The sequence below is a fragment of the Streptomyces sp. BA2 genome, assembly GCF_009769735.1.
Classification (GTDB): Bacteria; Actinomycetota; Actinomycetes; order Streptomycetales; family Streptomycetaceae; genus Streptomyces.
Genome location: NZ_WSRO01000002.1, coordinates 7,038,233 through 7,054,786 on the forward strand (window position 1 = coordinate 7,038,233; position 16,554 = coordinate 7,054,786).

Annotated in this window: 15 protein-coding genes; 4 read left to right on the forward strand and 11 right to left on the reverse strand. The window is 72.2% G+C overall.

The window, feature by feature from the left end; all coding sequences use genetic code 11:
- Positions 1-247: 247 nt before the first annotated feature.
- From E5671_RS34410 to E5671_RS34420, 3 genes are all read right to left on the reverse strand, one after another.
- Positions 248-1,519: an HRDC domain-containing protein gene (locus E5671_RS34410; protein ID WP_160507753.1), complete on the reverse strand. Its 1,272-nt coding sequence runs from the start codon at positions 1,517-1,519 to the stop codon at positions 248-250.
- 78 nt (positions 1,520-1,597) lie between these two features.
- Positions 1,598-2,260: a response regulator transcription factor gene (locus E5671_RS34415; protein ID WP_160507754.1), complete on the reverse strand. Its 663-nt coding sequence runs from the start codon at positions 2,258-2,260 to the stop codon at positions 1,598-1,600.
- A 285-nt stretch (positions 2,261-2,545) separates the two neighbouring features.
- A complete protein-coding gene (locus tag E5671_RS34420) occupies positions 2,546-3,214 on the reverse strand; it encodes a DUF3000 domain-containing protein (protein ID WP_160507755.1) in 669 nt (222 codons plus the stop codon).
- 133 nt (positions 3,215-3,347) lie between these two features.
- Between E5671_RS34420 and hemE the strand changes: the two genes are divergently transcribed.
- Positions 3,348-4,421 carry a uroporphyrinogen decarboxylase gene (gene hemE / locus E5671_RS34425; RefSeq protein WP_160507756.1) on the forward strand — a complete coding sequence of 358 codons (1,074 nt, stop codon included), beginning with the start codon at positions 3,348-3,350 and terminating at the stop codon, positions 4,419-4,421.
- A gap of 113 nt (positions 4,422-4,534) precedes the next feature.
- On the opposite strand, the gene E5671_RS34430 is transcribed toward hemE, so the two are convergent.
- Positions 4,535-5,917, reverse strand: coding sequence for an FAD-dependent oxidoreductase (locus tag E5671_RS34430; protein ID WP_160507757.1), 1,383 nt, complete (start codon positions 5,915-5,917; stop codon positions 4,535-4,537).
- A 58-nt stretch (positions 5,918-5,975) separates the two neighbouring features.
- The gene (locus tag E5671_RS34435) at positions 5,976-6,926 is read right to left on the reverse strand and encodes a DUF4349 domain-containing protein (RefSeq protein WP_160507758.1); all 951 of its coding nucleotides are present in this window, start codon (positions 6,924-6,926) and stop codon (positions 5,976-5,978) included.
- 141 nt (positions 6,927-7,067) lie between these two features.
- Here E5671_RS34435 and hemG point away from each other — a divergent pair, with 141 nt between their 5' ends.
- From hemG to E5671_RS34450, 3 genes are all read left to right on the forward strand, one after another.
- Positions 7,068-8,519, forward strand: a complete 1,452-nt coding sequence (gene hemG, locus E5671_RS34440) for a protoporphyrinogen oxidase (protein WP_160507759.1) — start codon at positions 7,068-7,070, stop codon at positions 8,517-8,519.
- 4 nt (positions 8,520-8,523) lie between these two features.
- The gene (gene hemQ, locus E5671_RS34445) at positions 8,524-9,243 is read left to right on the forward strand and encodes a hydrogen peroxide-dependent heme synthase (protein ID WP_160507760.1); all 720 of its coding nucleotides are present in this window, start codon (positions 8,524-8,526) and stop codon (positions 9,241-9,243) included.
- A 156-nt stretch (positions 9,244-9,399) separates the two neighbouring features.
- Positions 9,400-9,774 (forward strand): RNHCP domain-containing protein, encoded by a 375-nt coding sequence (locus tag E5671_RS34450; protein ID WP_150215590.1) that lies wholly within the window; start codon positions 9,400-9,402, stop codon positions 9,772-9,774.
- 4 nt (positions 9,775-9,778) lie between these two features.
- Here the strand turns inward: E5671_RS34450 and E5671_RS34455 are convergent, their stop codons facing one another.
- The 6 genes from E5671_RS34455 to E5671_RS34480 form a co-directional block, all read right to left on the reverse strand.
- Entirely contained in the window at positions 9,779-11,416 is a 1,638-nt protein-coding gene (locus E5671_RS34455) for an alpha/beta hydrolase (protein ID WP_160507761.1), read from the reverse strand.
- Positions 11,417-11,523: 107 nt separating this feature from the next.
- Positions 11,524-12,285, reverse strand: a complete 762-nt coding sequence (locus tag E5671_RS34460; RefSeq protein ID WP_160507762.1) for a TIGR04222 domain-containing membrane protein — start codon at positions 12,283-12,285, stop codon at positions 11,524-11,526.
- A gap of 40 nt (positions 12,286-12,325) precedes the next feature.
- Positions 12,326-13,168, reverse strand: coding sequence for a DUF4142 domain-containing protein (locus E5671_RS34465; protein WP_160507763.1), 843 nt, complete (start codon positions 13,166-13,168; stop codon positions 12,326-12,328).
- A 172-nt stretch (positions 13,169-13,340) separates the two neighbouring features.
- Positions 13,341-14,306: a TIGR04222 domain-containing membrane protein gene (locus E5671_RS34470; RefSeq protein ID WP_336605924.1), complete on the reverse strand. Its 966-nt coding sequence runs from the start codon at positions 14,304-14,306 to the stop codon at positions 13,341-13,343.
- A gap of 12 nt (positions 14,307-14,318) precedes the next feature.
- A complete protein-coding gene (locus E5671_RS34475; RefSeq protein WP_160507764.1) occupies positions 14,319-15,623 on the reverse strand; it encodes a DUF692 domain-containing protein in 1,305 nt (434 codons plus the stop codon).
- 109 nt (positions 15,624-15,732) lie between these two features.
- Positions 15,733-16,500 (reverse strand): DUF4142 domain-containing protein, encoded by a 768-nt coding sequence (locus E5671_RS34480; protein ID WP_160507765.1) that lies wholly within the window; start codon positions 16,498-16,500, stop codon positions 15,733-15,735.
- Positions 16,501-16,554: the final 54 nt, after the last annotated feature.

Genomic DNA, 16,554 nt, shown 5'->3' on the forward strand with positions numbered 1-16,554 from the left:
TGGCTCTCCTCCAGGGTGCGGGTGCGCCTGCGGCGCGCTTCCGGTCCCCATGCTACTTGCCGGTAACTATGCGGCCAAGGGCTGCCCAGTCCCGGCTCGGGGAGGCGAAGGTCACACTTGGGGGTGGGGTGGCCGCGTGGGGCGGGGGCTTTGCTGGGCCGGGGGCGTTGATGGTGACCGGGCGGCCCCGGTACGTACACCACCCCCGGCCCAGCAGGGCTCCCCTTCTCGGCACCCACCCCGCCGATCAGCTAACCGTAAGTGCCGTAACCAGCGCCGGAGTGACCTGCGAGATCTGCCACCGCCTTGCCCCGTGCGAGGCGAGCGCGGCCGTTACGGAATCCGCGTCCACCTGAGCCGGCGGCTCCCAGCAGACCCTTCGTACCGTGTCCGGAGTGATCAGGTTCTCCTGCGGCATGTTCAGCTCCTCGGCCAGTGCCGAGACCGCCGCCCGCGCTGCGGAGAGGCGCGCCGCCGCTGCCGGGTCGCGGTCTGCCCAGGAGCGGGGCGGCGGCGGGCCGGAAACGGCCTGGCCCGGCTGCGGGAGCTCGGAGTCGGGCAGGGCCTTGGCCCTGTCCACCGCGGCCTGCCACTGCTCGAGTTGGCGTCGCCCCATGCGGTGCCCGAAGCCGGGGAGGGCGGCCAGAGCGTGCACGTTCGGGGGTAGTCCCAGCGCCGCCTCGACGATCGCGCTGTCACTGAGCACCTTGCCGGGCGACACGTCACGCCGTTGCGCGACGCGGTCACGCGCGGTCCACAGCTCGCGTACGACCGCCATCTGACGGCGGCGCCGCACCTTGTGCATGCCGGACGTGCGCCGCCAGGGGTCCACGCGGGGCGGCGGAGGCGGTGCGGAGGAGATCGCGTCGAACTCCTCGCGGGCCCACTCCAGTTTGCCCTGCCGGTCGAGCTCCTTCTCAAGCGCGTCCCGCAGGTCCACGAGCAGCTCGACGTCGAGCGCCGCGTACCGCAGCCAGGGGTCGGGCAGCGGGCGCGTCGACCAGTCGACCGCCGAGTGGCCCTTCTCCAGGACGAAGCCGAGCACGCCCTCGACCATCGCGCCGAGGCCGACGCGGGGGAAACCCGCGAGGCGCCCCGCGAGCTCCGTGTCGAAGATGCTGGTGGGGATCATGCCTATTTCGCGGAGGCAGGGGAGGTCCTGCGTGGCTGCGTGGAGGACCCACTCCGCTCCGGAGATCGCCTCGCCGAGCCCGGACAGGTCGGGGCAGGCGACGGGGTCGATGAGGGTGCTGCCCGCGCCTTCGCGGCGCAGCTGTACGAGGTAGGCACGCTGGCCGTACCGATAGCCGGACGCACGCTCGGCGTCCACGGCCACGGGGCCACTGCCTGCCGCGAACGCGGCGGTCACCTCGGCGAGGGCGGTCTCGTCGGCGACCACCGGGGGGATGCCATCACGCGGCTCGTCCAAAGGGATCGGCGCCGTTTCGACGTCGTCCGGAGGGCCGCCTCCGGTGGTTCGCAGTGAGCTGTCTGCTGCGGTCTCTTGGGCGTCGGTCACCTGTCAAGGGTATCTGTGTATGCACAGCGCCCGTCGACGGAACGTTCCGTCGACGGGCGCGCGAGGGGTGCAAATGAGTCAGTGGATGATTCCGGTGCGCAGGGCCACCGCCACCATCCCGGCGCGGTCACCCGTGCCGAGCTTGCGTGCGATGCGGGCGAGGTGGCTCTTCACGGTCAGGGCGGAGAGCCCCATCGAGACACCGATGGCCTTGTTCGACTGACCCTCCGCGACGAGGCGGAGAACCTCCACCTCGCGGCCGGACAGCTCGCGGTAGCCACCGGGGTGGCTGGGCGCGCCCGGCGGGCGGCGGTGCATTCGGGCGGCGGCCGAGCCGATGGGCGCGGCGCCGGGGCGGGTGGGGAGACCGACGTTGTTGCGGGTGCCGGTGACGACGTAGCCCTTGACGCCGCCCGCGAGGGCGTTGCGTACGGCACCGATGTCATCGGCGGCGGAGAGGGCGAGGCCGTTCGGCCAGCCCGCCGCGCGGGTTTCTGAGAGGAGCGTCAGGCCGGAGCCGTCGGGGAGGTGGACGTCTGCGACGCAGATGTCACGGGGGTTGCCGATGCGGGGACGAGCCTCCGCGATCGAAGAGGCCTCGATCACGTCGCGTACACCGAGGGCCCACAGGTGGCGGGTGACGGTGGAGCGGACGCGTGGGTCGGCCACGACGACCATGGCGGTCGGCTTGTTCGGGCGGTAGGCGACCAGGCTTGCGGGCTGCTCGAGGAGAACGGACACCAGGCCTCCTGGGGTGCGGGACTGAACCGGCTCGGGGATGAAGCCGGAGCGAACCGTGCTTTCAAGGTCACCAACCTCTTCGGCACCAAACCCGCCCGCCTTTAGAGAATGATCACGATTTGGTGAGTAACAATTCGGGCGATTCGGACATGCGATCGATCATCCGAAGATCAACCCGAATCGCAGTCGTTCAGAATCGCTCATCCGCGTGATCGTTCGGTCCAGCGGACCCGCCGCCCCGTTTCAGCCCCGCCTCCCGCCCCTGCCTCCCGCCCCCGCCGTCCGTCACGGCGTCTGCGGCCCCCGCCGCTGCGGCAGCGACACCACGGACCCGTCGCCGCCGTGCCCCTGGTTCGCCGGTGGCAGCCCCGCCACCTGGCAGAGCAGATCGCACCACGACGCGAGATGCGCCGCCGTGTCCGGCGCCCCGCCGGGCCCCTCGCGCGGTGTCCACGACGCCCGGATCTCGATCTGCGACGCGGGCGGCCGCTCGGCGAGCCCGCCGAAGTAGTGCGAGCCGGCGCGCGTGACGGTGCCGCTCGGCTCCCCGCAGGCCAGGCCGCGCGCCTGCAGCGCGCCCGTCAGCCAGGACCAGCAGACCTCGGGCAGCAGTGGGTCCGCGGCCATCTCCGGCTCCAGCTCCGCCCGTACGAGCGTGACCAGGCGGAAGGTGCCCTGCCAGGCGTCGTGCCCCGCCGGATCGTGCAGCAGGACGAGCCGTCCGTCCGCGAGGTCCTCGTCGCCTTCGACCACCGCTGCCTCCAGGGCGTACGCGTGCGGGGCCAGGCGCTGTGGCGGCCGCGTCGGGTCGATCTCGATCTCAGGCCGAAGCCGTGCCCCGCGCAGCGCCTCGACCGCCGCGCGAAAGGGCAACGGAGTCGAATCCGCCACCTTCCCCTCCGTACTTTCCATCTCGCCAGCGCCGTCCGACCGTTGTCCTTGAGCCGCAGCCATGCGGGGAAGATTAAGGGGAACGGCGGCTTCGCGCAGGGAGAGACACCCGTGAGAGGGGCCCCGGTCAAGGCAGCGTGTCCCTCTGGGCGGGGGTCGGGCGGGGGCCGGGCGGGCGCGTGCGAGACTTTCCCGCGTGAGTGCCAACAACAGCCAGAGCCCCGCGGGCCGGCAGAACGCAGCGACGTACGACTCCGCTTTCATGAAGGCGTGCAGGCGCGAGCCCGTGCCGCACACGCCGGTCTGGTTCATGCGGCAGGCCGGGCGCTCACTCCCCGAGTACCGCAAGGTGCGTGAGGGCACGGCCATGCTGGAGTCGTGCATGATGCCGGAGCTGGTCACGGAGATCACGCTGCAGCCGGTGCGCCGCCACAAGGTCGACGCCGCGATCTACTTCAGCGACATCGTCGTCCCCCTCAAGGCCATCGGCATCGACCTCGACATCAAGCCGGGCATCGGCCCGGTCGTCGCCAACCCCATCCGCTCGCGCGCCGACCTCGCCCAGCTGCGGGATCTGACGCCGGACGACGTGGGTTACGTGACGCAGGCGATCGGCATGCTGACGGCCGAGCTGGGGTCGACCCCCCTCATCGGATTCGCCGGCGCACCTTTCACCCTCGCGAGTTACCTGGTCGAGGGCGGCCCGAGCCGTAACCACGAGCACACCAAGGCGCTCATGTACGGCGACCCGCAGCTGTGGGCGGATCTGCTCGACCGGCTCGCGGAGATCACCGGCGCCTTCCTCAAGGTGCAGATCGAGGCGGGCGCGAGCGCCGTGCAGCTCTTCGACTCGTGGGTGGGCGCGCTGGCCCCCGCCGACTACCGGCGCTCCGTGATGCCCGCGTCGCAGAAGGTCTTCGACGCCGTGTCCTCGTACGGCGTTCCGCGCATCCACTTCGGCGTCGGCACGGGCGAGCTGCTCGGTCTGATGGGCGAGGCGGGCGCCGACGTGATGGGCGTCGACTGGCGCGTCCCGATGGACGAGGCGGTACGCCGGGTCGGTCCCGGCAAGGCGCTGCAGGGGAACCTCGACCCGGCGGTCCTCTTCTCCACGCGCGAGGCGATCGAGGCCAAGACGGACGAGGTCCTGGACGCCGCGGCCGGGCTCGACGGCCACATCTTCAACCTCGGCCACGGCGTCCTGCCGTCCACGGACCCCGACGCTCTGACGCGCCTCGTGGAGCACGTCCACACGCGGACCGCGCGCTGACGGACGGGTCGGAGCCGACCGGAGCCGACCGGAGCCGGCCGGAGCCGGTCGGGACCGGTTCGTAGTTGGCTGAAAATCTCGCCTGAATGTGATGGGCGAGGAGGGGCGGGGGCCTAGCCGGGTGCCCGCACCGCCGCCACCGCCTTGCGCGCCGCCACCAGGACCGGGTCCCACACCGGCGAGAACGGCGGTGCGTAGCCGAGGTCGAGCGCCGTCATCTGGTCCACCGTCATCCGGGCCGTCAGGGCCACGGCGGCGATGTCGACGCGCTTGCCCGCGCCCTCGCGGCCGACGATCTGGACGCCGAGCAGCCGTCCCGTGAGGCGCTCGGCGAGCATCTTCACGGTCATCACGGCCGCGCCGGGGTAGTAGCCGGCGCGGCTCGTCGACTCGATGGTCACCGAGACGAACTGCAGTCCTGCCGCCCGCGCCTCCTTCTCGCGCAGGCCCGTGCGGGCGATCTCCAGGTCGCAGACCTTGCTGACGGCCGTGCCGACGACACCGGGGAAGGTCGCGTAACTCCCGCCCACGTTCGAGCCGATGACCTGGCCGTGCTTGTTGGCGTGGGTGCCGAGCGCGATGTGGCGCTCGCGGCCCGAGACCAGGTCGAGGACCTCGACGCAGTCGCCGCCCGCCCAGATGTTCTCGTGGCCCCGCACCCGCATCGCGAGATCCGTGAGCAGCCCGCCGTGCTCGCCGAGCGGAAGACCCGCCGCACGGGCGAGCTCCGTCTCGGGGCGCACGCCGATGCCGAGCACCACCACGTCCGCCGGATACTCCGCGTCCTCGGTGGCCACCGCCCTGACCCGGCCGTCGTCACCGGTGAGGATCTTGGTGACCTCGGCGCCGTTCACCATCTCGATGCCCATGCCGGACATCGCGTCATGGACGAGGCGGCCCATGTCCGGGTCGAGCGTCGACATCGGCTCCGAGCCGCGGTTGACGACCGTGACCTCGTAGCGGCGCTGGATCAGGGCCTCGGCCATCTCGACGCCGATGTAACCGGCGCCGATGACGACCGCCCTGCGGCCCGGCGTGCGGGCCAGCGTGTCCAGGAGCGCCTGGCCGTCGTCCAGGGTCTGCACGCCGTGCACGCCGGGGGCGTCGATGCCGGGCAGGGCGGGACGGACCGGACGGGCACCGGTGCCGATCACGAGCTTGTCGTACGCCGTCCAGTCCTCCGCGCCGGACTCCAGGTCCCGGGTGCGGACCCGGCCGCCCTCGACGTCGATCTCCATGACCTCCGTACGCATCCGCAGGTCGATGTCGCGGGCCCGGTGCTCCTCGGGCGTACGCGCGATCAGCTCGTCCCGTGAAGGGACGTCGCCGCCGACCCAGTAGGGGATGCCGCAGGCCGAGTACGAGGTGAAGTGGCTGCGCTCGAACGCGACGATCTCCAGTTCCCCAGGGCCCTTGAGCCTGCGTGCCTGCGACGCGGCGGACATGCCCGCCGCGTCGCCCCCGATGACCACCAGTCGTTCCTTCGCGATCCTCATACGGACACGCTACGACGCGGCGGCAGTTGACGGCCCTCTAGCCATGTCCAGTCGTCGTCTAGTCGTCGTCGCCCTCGCGCGCCGCCGCCACAGCAGGCCGCCGCGGCAGCCGGGGCCGCACCAGGCGCTGCCACAGCAGGAACAGCAGCGCCGCCACCGCCGCGAACGGCAGGATCGCGCCGAGGGCGACCGCGAGCCACCGCAGCATCGTCACGAAAGCGCTCCAGCCGCCGGACAGCGCGTCCACGAACGTCGGGTCGTCGTCGTCCGCGTCCGCCTTCTTCACGGCCGTCTCGCTGAGCGAGAGAGTGATGGTGGACATGCTCGTACGGTCCTTGAGCGAGGACTGCTGAGCGAGCAGCGCCTCCAGTTCGGACTGACGGGTGCTCAACTCCCCTTCCAGGGTGACGACATCACTCAGCTTCGTCGCCTTGTCCATCAGCTCCCGCACCCGCGCCACGCTCGCCCGCTGCGACTTGATGCGGCTCTCGACGTCGACGACCTGCTCGGTGACGTCCTGCGCCTTGGCCTTGCGCTCGATCAACTTGCCGGTTCCTTCGAGCGATGTGAGGACCTCCTCGTACCGGTCCTGCGGGACGCGCAGCACGATGCGGGAGCGGTCGTGGCCGCGGCCGTCGCGGTCCGTGGTCTCGTCGCCGACGACGCCGCCCGCGTCCGTGGCCACCGCGCGCGCCTCGTCCAGGGCCTTCGGTACGTCCTTGACGCGGACGGTCAGGGTGGCGGTACGGATGATGTGTGTGTCGGCGAGCTTGGGCGGCTTCTTCCGGCCGGACTTGTCCGCCTGGCCGCCGCCCACCCCCTTGTCGTCCTTGTTGCCGGACGCGTACGCGTCCTCGCGCGCGGCGCCCGCCGCCTTGTCGCTGTCGCCGCCGCTGTCGCTGCCGCCGCCCGCGCTGCACCCGGTGAGCGCGAGGGCGACCGCGAGCAGGACGGCCGGGAGTGCCTGGACGGTGCGGTGCCTTGACGTGCTCTTGCTGGACGCGTGCATCTCGACGTACCCCCGAGGGTCGTGGTGACTGATGCTCCTATGACGCCGGGGAGGTGCGGAACGATGGTTGCTGACCGGTCCCGATGGGGTCACGGTCGGGACTCGCGCGGCTCGTGAAGTGACGGCTCGTAGAGTGGAGGCATGCGCGAAACGGACACACGTACGGGCCATGTCGTTGTCATCGGTGGCGGGATCGCCGGACTGGCCGCCGCCCACCGATTGCTCACCACCGGGGCCCGCGTGACCGTCCTGGAAGCCTCCGACCGGCTCGGCGGCAAGCTGCTCCCCGGCGAGATCGAGGGCGTCCGCGTCGACCTCGGCGCCGAGTCGATGCTGGCCCGCCGCCCGGAGGCCGTCGCACTCGCCCGCGAGGTGGGCCTCGCCGGCCGGCTGCAGCCCCCCGCCACGGCGACCGCCGCGATCTGGACCCGCGGGGCCCTGCGTCCGATGCCCAAGGGCCACGTCATGGGCGTACCCGGTGACGCTTCGGCCCTGGCGGGAGTGCTCTCCGACGACGGGCTGAGGCGCATCGAGCGGGACCGTGAGCTGCCGCCCACCGAGGTCGGGGACGACGTCGCGGTCGGTGAGTACGTGGCCGCGCGCCTCGGCCGCGAGGTCGTCGACCGTCTCGTGGAGCCGCTGCTCGGCGGGGTGTACGCGGGCGACGCGTACCGCATCTCGATGCGCTCGGCCGTCCCGCAGCTCTTCGAGGCCGCCCGCACGCACGCCTCGCTCACCGAGGGCGTCCGCGCCATCCAGGCCCGCGCCGCCAAGAACCAGCAGACCGGTCCCGTCTTCATGGGCATCGAGGGCGGCGTCGGGCAACTGCCGCTCGCGGTCGCGGATTCGGTACGCGCGCGGGGCGGTGAGATCGTGCTCAAGAGTCCTGTGCACGGCCTGCGCCACACGCCCGACGGCTGGGAAGTACGCGTCGACGACTACTTCCTGGAGGCCGACGCCGTAGTCCTGGCAACCCCCGCCCGCGAGACTTCCTGGCTCCTCAAGGCCGAGGCGCCCGCCGCCGCGGCCGAGCTCGCAGGCGTGGAGTACGCCTCCATGGCCCTGATGACCCTCGCCTACCGCCGCAGCGAGACCGACCTCCCCGAAGGCAGCGGTTTTCTCGTGCCGCCCGTCGACGGGCACACCATCAAGGCGTCCACCTTCGCGTCGCGCAAGTGGGGCTGGATCGCCGAGGAGGACCCTGACCTGCTGGTTCTGCGTACGTCAGTGGGGCGGTACGGCGAGACGGAGATCCTGGAGCGTGACGACGCCGACCTCATCGAACTCTCCCGGCGCGACCTGCGCGCGGCCACCGGCCTCGACGCCGAACCCGTCGCCACCCGCGTCACCCGCTGGCACGACGGCCTCCCGCAGTACCCCGTCGGCCACCACGCGCGCGTGGCCCGCGTCCGCGAGCACGTGAGCAAGCTGCCCGGCCTCGCCGTGTGCGGAGCGGCGTACGACGGAGTGGGCATCCCCGCGTGCATCGCGAGCGCCTACGCCGCCGTCGACCAGCTCGGCGGTGACCTCGCCGGTGTGCAGGAGCTCACCGCCAACCCGGTGCAGAGTCTGCACGGCGGCGGAGGAGAATAGGGGCATGAGTGACGACGCCCCCGCCAAGAGCCCGAACGCGGGCAAGAAGGCCAAGGACCTCAACGAGGTCATCCGCTACACCCTGTGGTCCGTCTTCAAGCTGCGCGAGCTGCTTCCGGAGGACCGCGCCGGTTACGCCGACGAGGTCCAGGAGCTGTTCGACCAGCTCGCCGCCAAGGACATCACCGTCCGCGGCACGTACGACGTGTCGGGGCTCCGCGCCGACGCCGACGTCATGATCTGGTGGCACGCCGAGACCTCCGACGAGCTGCAGGAGGCCTACAACCTCTTCCGCCGCACCAAGCTGGGCCGCGCGCTCGAACCGGTCTGGTCGAACATGGCGCTGCACCGCCCCGCCGAGTTCAACAAGTCGCACATCCCGGCCTTCCTGGCCGACGAGACGCCGCGCAACTACGTCAGCGTCTACCCCTTCGTGCGCTCCTACGACTGGTACCTGCTGCCCGACGAGGACCGCCGCCGCATGCTCAAGGACCACGGCATGATGGCCCGCGGCTACCCCGACGTGCGCGCCAACACGGTCGCCTCGTTCTCCCTCGGCGACTACGAGTGGATGCTCGCCTTCGAGGCGGACGAGCTGTACCGCATCGTCGACCTCATGCGGCACCTGCGCGCCTCCGAGGCCCGCATGCACGTCCGTGAAGAGGTGCCGTTCTACACCGGCCGCCGCAAGTCGGTGGCCGAGCTCGTGGCGGGCCTCGCCTAGTTAATTCGGTTGCCGCGCCCGCCGGGTGCGCGTTTCATCGAGAGGTCGTAGCAGAGAAGGCGTAGCCGAGAACGAAAGATGGTGCGTGTATGCCCAGGGCCCCGCGGATCAGCTCGAAGCCAGCCCATTCCGCGACGCACTGGAGTCCACCCCACCATGTCCCGCAACACCTCTCGGCGGGCCCGCACTGAGGCGCGCGCCCAGTCCTTCCGCTGCCTGCAGTGCGGTCTCGACGTATCGATGACCGCCCCCGGCACCGACCACCGCAACCACTGCCCCAACTGCCTGTGGAGCCGTCACCTCGACGACACCCCCGGCGACCGGGACGCGGACTGCGGAGCCCGGATGGAACCCCTCGCCATCTCCGTACGCGGAGACGGCGAGTGGGTCCTCGTCCACCGCTGCACCCACTGCGGCGTCCTGCATGCCAACCGCACGGCGGGCGACGACAACGCCCTGCCGCTGACCCGGCTCGCGGTGCGCCCGCTGGCACAGCCGCCGTTCCCGCTGGAACGGCTCGGCGCGCTGTGACCGGCTAGTGCTTCTTGGGAAGAGCCGCCGCCCGCGCGCCGGACAGCGGCTCGGGCTCCTTGTGCGGTGCGCACGCCGCGCGCCGCACGGGGAGCCTGCCCTCAAGGAGGTACGCCTCCATGTGGCCGTTGACGCACTTGTTGGGTCCTGCCCCGATGCCGTGGGTGCCAGCGTCCCGCTCGGTCACCAGGACCGAACCCGCCAGCCTGCGGTTCAGCTCCTTGGCGCCCGCGTACGGGGTCGCCGCGTCCCGCTCGGCGGCCAGGATCAGCGTCGGGGCGAGCTCGCCCTCATCGGTGCGGACGTCCAGGGGCTGCTGCCGGGCCTCGGGCCAGTAGGCGCACGGCAGGTTCATCCAGGCGTTGTCCCAGGTCTCGAAGGGTGCGGTGCGCGCGAGGAGTGAGTTGTCGCGGTTCCAGGTCTTGAAGTCCGTCGGCCAGGGCGCGTCATTGCACTCGACCGCGGTGTAGACCGCGTTGCCGTTCTCCTGCTCCTTGGCCGCCTTCGGCTCGGGCGCCGCCTGCTCGATCAGCGGCTTCGGATTGCCCTTCACGTACGCCGAGAGCGCCGACGCGCGCGCCGGCCAGTAGTCGTCGTAGTACCCGGCCTGGAGGTACGCCGACTGCAGCTGGCCGGGGCCGACCTTGCCGCCCGCGGGCTTGGCCGCCAGCTCGTCGCGCACCTTCTCGTAGCTGCGCCGCACCGCCTCTGGCGTCTTGCCCAGGTGGTACGTCTTGTCGTGCTTGGCCACCCACGTGCGGAAGTCGCTCCAGCGCCGCTCGAAGGCCGCGGACTGGTCGAGGTTGTTGCGGTACCAGATCTGCGCGGGGTCGGGGTTGACCGCCGAGTCGAAGACCATGCGGCGCACGTGCGAGGGGAAGAGCGAGGCGTACACGGCGCCGAAGTACGTGCCGTACGAGGCGCCCATGAAGGTCAGCTTCTTCTCGCCGAGCGCGGCCCGCAGCACATCCAGGTCACGGGCGTTGTTCAGGCTCGTGTAGTGCCGCACGGCCTTCCCGGAGCGCTTGACGCAGCCCTCCGCGTACGCCTTCGCCTGCGCGACGCGCTTCAGCTTGTACGCGGTGTCGGGGTGGGTCGGCGCCTGCGTCGGGGCCTTGGCGAACTCCTTGGGGTCCTGGCAGGAGATCGGCGCCGAGCGGCCGACACCGCGCGGTGCGTAGCCCACGAGGTCGTACGCCGCCGCGATGCGCTTCCACTCGGGGATCATGCCGGCCATCGGGAAGTACATGCCGGACCCGCCGGGACCGCCGGGGTTGAACACGAGGGCGCCCTGCCGCTTGACGGCCTTGCCGCGCCGCGGTTCGGCCCGCTCCGTGGCCTTGGTGCGGCTGACGGTCAGTCTGATCTGCTTGCCGTCCGGGTGCGCGTAGTCGAGCGGCACCGAGACCGTGCCGCACTTGATCGAGGGGGGCAGGCTCTCCACCTTGGGGCAGGCGCCGAAGCGGATACCGGCCGCCTGCGCGCGCTGGGCCGCGACCTGGGTGCCGTGGGCTTCCGCTTCCGCGTAGAGGGAGGGGTAGGGGTAGGTGTCGGCCGCGGACGCGCTTCCCGTGGGGGCGGCGACGAGTGCGGTCAGGACCAAGGATCCGGCGGTTCCGTAGAGGGCGGCTGCTGCTCTCATCGCTCTTCATCCCTTCATTCGGCCGTGCGTTGCTCGAACAAAAGGGATGATTCGTTTGGTAATAGGCGAAGTAAAGCACCGCCCCGCCGGTGTCCGGCGTGTCGGGCTCAATGACCCCGATGCGCCGTGTCCCGGTGCGCGAAAGCCGCCCGCAGCTCCGGATCGGCGAGGGCACGGGCGCCGCGTACGGCCACGGCGGTGAGGTCGGAGCCCCCGCGCGCGGGGAGTGCGCTCAGGAGGAGCTGGCCCGCGGGCGAGGCCCAGCGGGGGTAGGGGTGGATCTCGAAGCGGGCCACGGCCAGGCAGCTCGCGTTCAGGACGAGGGGCAGCGCGAACCAGAGCGCCACGGGCACCTGTCCCGGCGGCTCCTGGGCGGGCATCAGGAGTGCGACGGCCCCGAGGGCGACCACCGCGGCCGCGGCGGCCCGCACCTGCCGGACCGCTCCCGCGACCCCCGACCAGCTGCCTTCCGGCAGGGCGAGCCCCGCCGCGACGAGACGGTCGGCGAGGGCCCGCATCGCGTCGGTACCGGCCGCCGCCCGGCGCACCGGCGCTATCGGCGACTGTCCGCCGGGCCCTATCGCGCCGATCACGGAGCGCTCCATGTCGTCGCCGCCCACCGGGTCGACGACCGTCGCCCAGCCGGTGTGCGCGAGCAGCAGGCGCCGGGCGCGGGCCATCGACACCAGGGTGAGGTCGGCGACGCGCGCGGGACCGCCGGAGAGGAACGCGGCTTCGTAGAGCGTCAGTTCATGGCGGTGCCCCGGGGCCGCGCCGTGCGGGGCGGCGCGGTACGCGGTGAGGCAGAGCCGGGCACAGGACAGGCCCGTCACGACCCAGCCCACGAGAAGGAGCGGAAGCCAGAACATGCCGGTGTTGTATGCGAGGGGGCGGGGGCTGCGCCACGGGCTATTCAGCATGCGGACGCGGGATCGCGGGTACGTAACGTTCCGCTTTGCCGCGGGGCTTTTCCTTGCCCCTGCCCCTGTCCTTCTCCTTATCCCTCTCCTCGTCCGTGGGCTTGGGGCGGGAGGCCGGCGGGGGCAGCGAGAAGGTGGGGGAGGGGGAGACCGGGGTTGCCGGGGACGGCGAGCGGGTCGGGCCCGGTGGGGCGGGGGAGCGGGTCACCGGGACGGGGCCCGCCGACGCCGCGTCGCGCGCCAGATCGTCGAAGTCGACGAGGCCCGTGCCTTCGAGGACCGTGATGTGGTCGAGGACCGTCGTGTTCGCGTCGTCCGCGAGCGTGCGCACCAGCGAGTTGCGGGTGGTCGCGCGGACCTCGGCGACCACCGAGAAGACCTTGCCGTGGGCGGCGCGCAGGATGTTGGCGAACTTCTCGTCGTACGCGTCGCCGTGCGCGTCGCTCATCTCGTCGAGCCAGCCCCGCTGTTGGGCGGTCGGCTGATTGGGCAGTTCCAGGTTGAGCTGTGTCGCCACCTCGCGCACCCGCGCGTCCAGGAACGTATGCCCCTCGACGAGATGCTCGCCCGCCGTCTGGACCGCCTTGGTGGTGCCGCGCGCCTCGGCCTGCTGTCCGGCGGGGAGTTCCCAGAGGCCCGCCAGCCGCACCTTGGTGATGAAGTCCCGGTCGAGCGCGGAGAGCGGGCCGAACTCCGTCGACACGGTCTCCGCGTCGAGTCTGTCCACGCCGGTTCCCGACCTGTCCTCGTACGACCAGACGGGAAAGAGCAGCGCGGCCAGTGTCGCGACGAGCCCAGCGACGATGAGGCCGGTGCCGTTGATGGATCGCATGGCGCCTCCTGTTGCGGCACCGCACGTTAGTGCGCCACGGGGAGACGCCTGCCGGTTACCGCCCGGAGTACGTCAACTGCCGTACGGGTAAGGGGCATGGGATGCGGGGCGGGCGCTGTTCGCGCGGGGGTGCGGGCCGGGTGCCGTTCGCACGCCGAGGGGCCGGGGAGGCCTAGGAGCTGCCCCCGCCCCCTCCTCCGCAGCCGCCACCGCCTCCGCCACCGCCTCCACCGCAGGAGGACGAAGAGCCCCCGCCGCCGGAACTCCCGCAGCTGGAGCCGCCGCACGCGGAGCTGCCCCCGCTGCCTCCGCACCACGCGATGGTGCCAGTGCTGGAGCTCGCGTACGACGAGGACGTCGCCGCCGTACGTCCCGGCCGGATGCGGTGCGCGGCCTGCAACTGTGCGCGCAGTTCGGGGTCGAGGACGCCGACCAGGCCCTCCACCGCCACGCGGTGCGCCGCGCCGGACACGTGCGCGCCCGCGGCGCGGTACTCCGCGAGAGCGGTCCGGCCCGTGGGGGTCACCCGGGTGCGGGTGGCGCGGCTGCAGAGCTGGCCGATCAGGGCGCCGAGCACCCAGGCCACGATCAACAGGATGGTCGACGTGCTCACGGGGTCCCAGGAGGGGCCGTCGCCGTCCTCGACGGCGATGACGCCGATGACGAGGAAGAACCCGGTGAAGCTAAGGGCGTTGTGCCGGATCTTCCGGCGCCGCAGGCGGTCCAGGGCCTCGGGGCGCACCATCAGGCCGCGCCGGGCCAGCGCGTCACCGATCGCCTGTACGGCGGGGCTGCGCATCACGCCGGTGCGCAGCCAGTGCAGGGCGCCGCTCGGCGCGGCGGCGTGGGCCTGGAGCACCGCGCCCTCGACGGGGTTGCGGGCCTCGGGCGACTGGATCGCGACGATGCCGGGGAAAGCGACCACCAGGCGCCCGTCCTCGTGCAGGGCCGCGATCGCGGCGTCGGCGACTCGGCCGGGGCCGCCGGCGAGGAAGGCGGCCTCCAGGGGGTCGAACACGGCTCCGTGCTGTGCGTCGGGCTGCGGAGGCGCGGCCTGCCGTATGCGGGAGACGCCGACGAGGAGACCGGCCGTCGAGGCCGCGAGGAGAAAGGCGAAACAGACGGACAGGATCTCCACGGCTGCCGCCCCCTATCCCCGTCGCAGCGCGAACCGCGCCGCCCGCAGCCACCGTGTGACCGGCCGCGCGTCCAGCGGCGCGGGCCCGGACCGTTCGAGCCACCACCGGGTCAGCTCGCCGCGCGCCTCCGCGTCCTCGGGCCGCCCGGCGAGCAGCAGCCGCTCGGCGAAGTCCAGCGCGTCACGCCGGTATCCGCCGGACATCGGCCGCGACTGCGCGTACGCGATGAACTCCGGGCGATAGCTGTCGCCGAGGATCTCCGGCAGCTCGGGCGCCACCTTCGCCACGACGTCCGCCCGCTTGCCGGTCAACGCCCTGCTCTGCACGGTCAGCCGGGCCCGGTCGAACCCTTCGGGCGCGGGCGTCCCGGCCACCAGGGCGGAGAGGAGCGCGGTCTGCGAGAGGGCGAGGCGCTGACGGGTGGCGTCCGGCACGGCGGCGGGGGCCGCGGCGGCCCGTGCGGTCCCGGTGGCGCACTCACCGGAGGCGGGCGCCTTCGTCCGCACGGTCTCCCGTATCGCGTCCAGCTCGCGCTCGAGCTCCTGGGGCGCCGGGAAGTTCTCATCCCGTTCCAGCAGGACGCCCGGCGGGCTCACCCGCGCGGCCAGGTCCGAAAGGATCGCGAGGACCGGCTCCGGGACCGGGTGGGCGTGGCTGTCGTGCCAGACGCCGTCCCGCTCGAAGCCGCCCGCGACATGGACGTACGCGATGGCCTCGACCGGCAGCTCGTCCAGGGCCTTCGACGGGTCCTCGCCGCGGTTGACGTGGTTCGTGTGGAGGTTGGCGACATCGATGAGGAGGCGTACGCCCGTGCGCTCGACGAGCTCGTAGAGGAACTGCCCCTCCGTCATCTCCTCGCCGGGCCAGGAGATCAGCGCCGCGATGTTCTCCACGGCGAGCGGCACCGGCAGCGCGTCCTGCGCGATGCGCACGTTCTCGCACAGCACGTCGAGGGCGTCGCGGGTGCGCGGCACCGGAAGCAGGTGGCCCGCCTCCAGCGGCTGCGAAGCCGTCAGCGGGCCCCCGGCGCGTACGAACGCGATGTGCTCGGTGACCAGCGGCGAGCCGAGTGCCTGCGCGCGCTCGGCGAGCGCGGCGATGCGCGTCTCGTCGGGGCGGTCGGCTCCGCCGAGGCCGAGCGAGACGCCGTGCGGCACCACCGTGACGCCCCGCTCGCGCAGCCGGAGGAGGGAGTCGGGGATGTGCCCGGGGCACAGGTTCTCCGCGACAGCCTCGACCCAGTCGATGCCGGGCATCCGTTCCACGGCGTTCGCGATCTCCGGACGCCACCCGATTCCGGTCCCCAGGTGCTTCATGTTCCCCCTCCTCCGCCAAGACCCCGCGTCGTGCTCGTGTCTTGTGAACGTGTGCAGGGGTCATGGCCCCGACAGACGCGGCCGAACCCCTGAGGAGGGACGTTCAGAGCTACATTTGAGGTTCCGGCCGGTCCGTGTTGACCTCCCCCGGAGGTGCGGGCGAGGGCCGCGACGTCGTGGACACATCACCGGTCGGGCCGGCCGGCGGGGGCTCCGGGGGAGCGACGCCTGAGGGCGGCGGAGGCCCGGTGGGGCTGGCCGTGGCGGTGGCGGCGCCGCCGTTCGCGATGTCGTCGAAGTCGACGAGGCCGGTGGCCTCCAGCATCGTGATGTGGTCGAGGACCGTCTGGTTGGAGTCGCTGGCCAGCTGCCGTATCAGCGTGTTGCGGGTGCTGTCCCGCACCTGTGCGATCACGCTGAACACCTTGCCGTGCGCGACCCGCAGCAGATTCGCGAACTTCCGCTGGTACTCCATGCCTTCGGCCTCGGTCAACTCCTGGAGCCAGCCCTGCTGCTGGGCGGTGGGCTGGTTCGGCAGCTCCACGCCGAGCTGCGCCGCGACCGCGCGGGCCCGCTTGTCGAGGTCCGTGTGGCCGACGATCAGATGGTCACCCGCCTCCTTGATCGCCTCGGTCGGTGCGCGCTCGACGGCTTGCTGGCCCGCGGGCAGCTCCCACAGCCCGGCGAGGCGCACCTTCACGAGCAGATCGCGGTCGGCTGCCGAGAGCGGACCCCACTGGGTGGCCACCGACCCGGCGGCCAGATTGGCGGGCCCCGTGCCCGAACGGTCGGCGTAGGACCACATGGGGAACGCGAGCGCGCCCAGTGTGGCCACGAGTGCCGCGATGATCAGAGCCGTGCCGTTGATGCGCCGCAATGTGCTGTGCCTCCCTGCCCGTCAACCTGCCCGTCAACCTGCCGTGAGGCAAGC